The organism is Pseudoalteromonas sp. MER144-MNA-CIBAN-0113 (genome assembly GCF_040308965.1).
GTDB classification, from domain to species: domain Bacteria; phylum Pseudomonadota; class Gammaproteobacteria; order Enterobacterales; family Alteromonadaceae; genus Pseudoalteromonas; species Pseudoalteromonas tetraodonis.
Genome location: NZ_JBEOOG010000138.1, coordinates 1 through 3,975 on the forward strand (window position 1 = coordinate 1; position 3,975 = coordinate 3,975).

At 40.1% G+C, this 3,975-nt stretch carries 4 protein-coding genes; all 4 read right to left on the minus strand.

The window, feature by feature from the left end; translation table 11 throughout:
* Nucleotides 1–242: 242 nt before the first annotated feature.
* The 4 genes from qatD to AAEY57_RS18900 are packed head-to-tail and all read right to left on the minus strand — an operon-like array spanning nt 243 to nt 3,846.
* Nucleotides 243–995 (minus strand): Qat anti-phage system TatD family nuclease QatD, encoded by a 753-nt coding sequence (gene qatD, locus AAEY57_RS18885; RefSeq protein WP_350608542.1) that lies wholly within the window; start codon nt 993–995, stop codon nt 243–245.
* Entirely contained in the window at nt 992–2,332 is a 1,341-nt protein-coding gene (gene qatC / locus AAEY57_RS18890; RefSeq protein WP_350608543.1) for a Qat anti-phage system QueC-like protein QatC, read from the minus strand. The genes qatD and qatC overlap by 4 nt, the downstream gene beginning before the upstream one ends.
* Nucleotides 2,325–3,212: a Qat anti-phage system associated protein QatB gene (locus tag AAEY57_RS18895; RefSeq protein ID WP_350608544.1), complete on the minus strand. Its 888-nt coding sequence runs from the start codon at nt 3,210–3,212 to the stop codon at nt 2,325–2,327. The genes qatC and AAEY57_RS18895 overlap by 8 nt, the downstream gene beginning before the upstream one ends.
* A gap of 1 nt (nt 3,213) precedes the next feature.
* Nucleotides 3,214–3,846, minus strand: coding sequence for a hypothetical protein (locus AAEY57_RS18900; protein WP_350608545.1), 633 nt, complete (start codon nt 3,844–3,846; stop codon nt 3,214–3,216).
* Between the last annotated feature and the right edge of the window lie 129 nt (nt 3,847–3,975).

The window sequence follows — 3,975 nt, forward strand, 5'->3', positions numbered from 1 at the left end:
CAATAATGTTAGACCACATCATTATAATGCTGGTTTAGCGCCGAATGAATCTGAGATTAGATATCAAGATTCTAAAACTGTGGCCAAAATTAGTTGACCACTACACCATGACGACCTGCTTAAGGATAATGAAACTTTATATGCTGGCCTTTCGGCTATGGAGCGTGCTGTTAATAGATTCGAAGAACATATGACTGGTAGCGACATCATTACGAGAGTTAAGAGAGCCTAAGATGTGAGATTCATAGAGATCGTGTCAATTGTGCATTGCCTGATGTTAAACACCTAAGGTTTACTGACAATTGCTCTATTACCGAAATCTTATTTTTACACCAAATTTCTGACAGAAATTCAGTAACAGTATCAACATTTGAAGGAAACAGAATACTCCCCGCCACTTTGGCGAAAGGTCCATCAGTTTCGAGTAAAATCCTATCTTGAGGTATCCAAGATATTACTTTTTTAGCTCTGGCTGAAGTTAGCATGGCTGGGCCAATAGAAAAGAAACAACCTAGCTCGACGGCTTCTAGAACTTGTTTCTTAGTACCCAAAAACCAATGAAGAATGGGAATGCCAGCCTCAGGGTGCTGCCTAAGTTTCAGAAGTACCTCACCAGTCGCGTTGAGACTATGGATAGTTAGTATTTTGTCATCAAAGCCTTCACATTTTTTTAGAATATGCGTGAAAACCTCTAATTGATCATCAAAGTAATCAGCGTAACCTTTTGAGCCATCCAGTCCAATTTCTCCAATATATCTAGTTCTATCAACTAGCTTATCGAATAGTGCTAATTCATTTTTTCTTAGATGAGCAAGTTGAGGGTGAAGCCCCAAAGCCGTTTTGCAGTGTTTTATGCCACTTGTTAACTGGACAGTACCTTCAAAAGCTGAAGGCACCGTAGTTACTGATAGCACGTAATAATTACTGCTTTTTATGTCGTTCAATACCTCTTGATGATCTGGATATAAATCAACGTGGCAATGAAGATCCATCATGACGATTTATCCGCTTGGAGAAATAATTCAACCTCTGCCAATCCTCGCTTAATAGTTGATTCTAATTTTTCTCGTATATCTTTTTCTTGTGGTATTGGCCCTGAACTTCGAAGCCAAGAACGATAGTTATCGGATTGTTTCAATCTAATAATGGCAGTTTGAACCGCTTGGAGATCATCGCGAGTATCTTTTTCTTTGATAAGATCTCTCAACCGCTTTGTCTTGTATAGCGCATCTTGTGTAAAACCAGCATGAAAAACTGACGCTCTTCGAATAAGGCAAGGTACACAATGCCCACACTGTTTATGTTCTCTGTGCCAATGACTGCATGAAACACTTAGGGGAACTGCTTTTCTAATTGCGTCTTGATCAACACATTCCGCTAACATTTCACCTTTAGTTTTGAATTGATAGGGGTTTACAATTTTGACATGAAACCCAGTGTCTCTAAGCAAAGATTCAAGCCTGCTTAGAAAATTAGGATGAGTAGTTCTAGTGCTATGGCTACCAATCCGTCTTCTGGTAAGCGGCGGATTTATAGAAATATAGCCATTCTCTGGGACGACAATAGTTTCAATACTGCTATCGCAATTAGCATTTCTTAAGGCTGATATACCAAGTACCGCCATAGCTAGGAAGTTAAAGCTTCTTCCCCTCATACTAATGTCAGTTTTACCTTCTAAGTGCTTAATAATATGGGGAGACATTGAATAGGACAATTCGCCGAATGGCGGGGATAATAATTGCTTAATGTCTTCTTGCTTAGCGCCATCACCACGATAAGCGTGACTAACCAAGAGAGGCTTTAAATCTGATTCTCCGTTCAAAATATCAATTGCACCAACTGCGCTATCAAGACCACCAGAAAAAAGGCAAACAGAGTTGAGTCCAATTAATGATTTTGCTTTTGCTTTCGCTTTCGCTTGCTCACTTGTTTTAGGAGTCGGCATCGGCATAGTTGTTTTTTCAAAAGTAAACAGCCATTGATCGCCCGTTAGAAAGTTGAGCAAAGAACTTAGTTCAGGCTCAACAAAATTCCACATATCCTCATCGGTAACAGGAACATGTAAATGCATTTTTCTAGCCCAAGCATTTTCTGCATTATCCCTCAATTCAAATGTATCAGCGGCGGTAACAGCGGTTGCAATTGTTATCAGATCTATTGCATCAGCATCTACATGCAATCCCAAATCACGAACTGTTTGTAGTAGTTGTTTTGACACTAAGCTGTGCTTAGTGATGTCATTTTGATGCGTATGGAACATCTGGACAGGATGACAATCATCTGAAAAGTCAGGCAAGTTAGCTGGATCATGATTAAAATAAAAATTAGTCATCAAAGCTCTCCCATTCATCCACTGTCATTGCAATTGCATCGGCTTGAATTTTAGTAATATTGTCCTTACTGATAGTGCTGGGGTTGCCATTAGTTATTTTGTCTAACTGCTCTTGTGTTATCACTTTTATTAATTCCCTTAATTCAACTTCCATTTGATGATGCTTGCTTGCAGGTTCAACGTGAAACCAAGCGCTGCCCATTCCTTCTACAACATCTTGAAATATAAGATCTGTTAAATAACAGCCTATGGCTTCTTGAATAACTTCGTCGGTAAAACTGTTAGGATCAAATTCTTCAGTATCGGGTAATGCTTCTTCTAACGCGTAATCTAACGCAACTCTAACAGCATCCGAATCGGCATTTTTAGGTGCTAAATGACTAGCAATTTTGTCAATTGCTTGGTCAGTCGATAGTCCAGTTAAATCACCTAATGACAAGCTTTGATGATTAATCGTTACGGTGTCGCCACGCATGACACCAAGCAATCCAGAACCAGCAGTTATGCCACTTGCTAGTCTCCGACTGGTGCTTTTACCTCCGCCAGAGCCTTTTCTAGAGTAACTTTTTAATGAACGCCTTAGATCCGAAGTTGATCCACCTTTTTGAGCGTACTTACCAAATGCTCTTCTTGCACTAGCAAACCTATTTGGGGGCGGTGTTGCTGTTGGAGAGCTACCGATTTCTTGTTGAACCTTGTCATTGTCAATATCGTTACTATTGTCATTCTGATCATTTGCTTGACTACTGTCAGAGCCTGTTTGACCATCCCCATCAGTACCTGATGCAGGTTCTATCGTGACGGGTTCTCCTTGCTCAGCCCACGATGGAATGAGTGGACTTTTATTATTCGGTCCCGTTGACGACGCTGAAGTACCCATATTACTTAGTTCCCTCTAGTTCTTTTAAAATTGGATTAAGCCACCTTTGTCGGGGCAAGCTTTTTAAGAATGTAAGAAGATTTAAACAACATTTATCATCCTGCTTGGCAAGTAGCACGGCTCCATAGATGCCTGTTGGTCTTTCGGTCCAATCACCAATCAACTTAAAGTTTTCAATCAAACCATCCATAACTGACAAGTACTCTTCCTTCGGAGTTGTGGTAATTGCAGTAGAGTTAACGCCACTGACTCTAACCTTTTGCTTCATTAATTCTTCTACAAGTTTTTGAGCAGCTCCCGACATTACCGCATTTACAGCGCCCATGGGAATGCTTTCTCGACTCAGATATGCCGCTGGAGTCAAATCCATTTCAGTAAACATTGGAGGTAATTTTGACCATTTATCAATAAAAGCTAGGTCTAGCTTCCACTCTTCAGGTAACTTTATTTCGTCAAATTCAACCTCTGGGTTTTCGAGATCTGCTAATACTTTTGGATATCCGTTTTCCTTATCAATTAATTCATAAAGCTTGTTGGTAGCCTGAGTGCCTAAGCACCTCTCAAAAATCACCAGTTTAATGATTGTTTTTTCATCTAGCTGCATTCCTCGACGGTGAGCGGTTTTCTTTCTCATCTTCACTTGATTGAGTAATCGCTTAACAATTCGAGGGTTGCCGTTAATGTTTGGTAAGCGTCCGAGCAACGACACCTAGCAGAGTGGATTTAATTAATTGAAAATACCGTCAGTTTCTACTGGAGGTAT